This window comes from Bacteroidota bacterium (assembly GCA_018831055.1).
Classification (GTDB): domain Bacteria; phylum Bacteroidota; class Bacteroidia; order Bacteroidales; family B18-G4; genus M55B132.
In genome coordinates, this window is sequence record JAHJRE010000274.1 from 1 (window position 1) to 2457 (window position 2457).

A 2457-nucleotide genomic window follows, 5' to 3' on the forward strand; every position below is an offset into this window, starting at 1 on the left:
AGGGGTTGTGCACAACAACCCCTGTACCGTGTAAGGACCAATCGGAATGACCAGGAGTTCACACGTCGTCGTTGTCGGCGGAGGCGCCGCCGGACCAAAAGCCGCCGCCACGCTGGCGCGTCGGCGCTCGGAGTGGGCGATCACGCTTTTCGAGCAGGGAGAGCAGATCTCCTATGGTTCGTGCGGCATGCCGTACTTTGCCTCGGGCGACATAGCGGCGTTTGAGGAACTCACCAAGACCGGTTGGGGTAGCGAGCGGACGCCGCAGTTTTTCGACACGGCCAAGGGTTTTACCGTTCGCACAAACACCGAAGTGACCTCGATCGACCGCGAGGGGAAGCGGGTGATGATTCGCGACCGGCGCACCGGCAAGACCGGCGACCACAGTTACGACAAATTGGTACTCGCCACCGGCGCCAGACCGAAAAAGCCGCCGTTTGAATGCGACGAATGCGAATTCATTCGCCACTTCACGCGGCCCGCGGATGCTATCGCTTTTCGGCGCCTGGCCGAGCAGGGCAAAGTAGGCTCGGCTGTTATCATCGGCGGCGGGTTTATCGGATGCGAACTGGCTGAGGCGGCCGCGAGTCTGTGGGGTATCGAGACGACTTTGCTCGAAGCGGAACGGCGCCTGTTACCATACGCGCTCGATGCCGAAATGGCGCTTCTCGTCCAGGACGAAATGAAACGGCAGGGCGTGACAGTCACGACCGGAGCGCGAGTATCGAAGGTTACCAACGCAGACGGCCGCGCCGTCATCAATTTTGACGCCGACGGTGCCGCACAAACCATTGAAGCCGACTACATCTTTTTGTGTGTCGGCGTTACGCCGGAGGTACGTTTGGCGGCCGAGTGCGGACTCACTATCGGCCCGACCGGAGCGATTGCGGTCGATCAGCAGATGCGGACCTCGGACCCGGATATTTTCGCCGGGGGCGACTGTGTCGAATCGCGCAACTTGATCACCGATCAACCCATGTATTTGCCGATGGGTTCGCTGGCCAATCGCCACGGCCGCGTTATCGCGGAGGCTATCGCGGGGCACGACACCCGATTCGCCGGAGTAGTTGGTTCCTTCGTTGTGAAAGTCTTTGATTCAAACGCGGGCGCGGTTGGTTTGTCCGAACGGGCGGCGATGGCGGCCGGAATCAATTCGCGCGCCGTGTGGGGAGCTTTTTCCGATCGCCCGGATTACTACCCCGAGCACGCGTCGATTGTTGTCAAGCTTGTGTACGATCCGACGACGATGCATCTGCTCGGATTGCAGGCGGTCGGCGCGGGTGATGTTTGTCGTCGGCTTGATGTCTTCTCGTCGCTGTTGCAGCGGCAGGCGACAGTCGCGGACCTGCTCGATCACGAACATGCTTATGCACCGCCGTTTTCCGAAGCTCTCGATCCGCTTCATCACCTGGCCGCGATGGCGCTGGCCCAGGAGCGGGGAACATCGTTTGTCTGCGCGGCGCAGGCGCGATCAAGCGCCCCGAACGGCGCACTCTGGCTCGATGTTCGTGAGGTGGATGAAATTGAGGCTTCGCCGCTCGATATCGATCCAAAACTCAGGCAGGTTCGGATTCCTCTGGCGGAACTTCGCGGCCGCCTGAATGAAATCGACCGAGGCAGCGAGATTTTTATCGTCTGCCGGCGTGGCCCGCGCGCCTATCAGGCGGCCCTGTTACTTCAGAGCCACGGCTTCGAGAAAATACGTGTCGTTGGCGGCGGCACGACCGCGATGGGGGGGACGTAACATGGCGGCCGGCGGTTGGAGAATATTTGTCTGCGGCACAAATCATACGTTCACGACAGTCGAGGAACGGGAGCCGCTCGGATTCGGTCGGGAAGAGTTGGCCACGGTGGATGCTGCCTTTGCGGAATTGCCGGAAGTGGCCGAATCGGTGATCATTTCGACCTGCAACCGGACCGAATTCTATTTTGTGGCATCGCGCCGCACCGACCCGTTCGCGGTTGTCTCAAAGTTTTTCCGGGTGTATCGCGAGCTTGACATTTCGCCCCTGGATAGTAAGTTCTACCGGAGTTACGACCGCGAGGCAGCCGAACACTTGTTCCGGGTTGTCGGCGGTCTGGACTCGATGGTGCTCGGCGAGAATCAGGTGTTCGGCCAGGTCAAGGATGCCTACAGCGCCGCTTGCAGTGTCAAGGCGGCCGGCAAGGTGATTCACCGCCTGTTCCATCAGGCATTTCGGGTCGGCAAGCAGATCCGTACCGATACTGAAATGGGCAAAGGGGCCTGTTCGGTCAGCTCGGCGGCGATGGAACTGTTGCGCGCCCGGCAGGGCGAGCTGTCTGAACCGTCGGTGCTGTTTGTCGGGGTCAACCAGATGATTTCGCTGGCGGCGGCTAATCTCGGTCGCGAGGCGCACGGGCGGTTCTACTTTGCGAACCGCACACCCGAAAAGGCCGAGGTGCTGGCTTTACGCTACGATGGTCTGGGGTGCGGCC

General features: G+C 60.8%; 2 protein-coding genes. Both read left to right on the top strand.

Translation table 11 applies throughout. The features are described from left to right. Positions 1–46: 46 nt before the first annotated feature. On the top strand, positions 47–1744 hold the full coding sequence (locus tag KKA81_16440) for an FAD-dependent oxidoreductase (GenBank protein MBU2652515.1): 1698 nt from the start codon (positions 47–49) through the stop codon (positions 1742–1744). A 1-nt stretch (position 1745) separates the two neighbouring features. Then, the coding region (locus tag KKA81_16445; protein ID MBU2652516.1) for a glutamyl-tRNA reductase at positions 1746–2457 on the top strand (712 nt) is incomplete at its 3' end.

Excerpts from the sequence above, each read along its gene's own strand:
- KKA81_16440 (MBU2652515.1), top strand. The coding sequence starts at position 47 with ATGACCAGGAGTTCACACGTCGTCGTTGTCGGCGGAGGCGCCGCCGGA.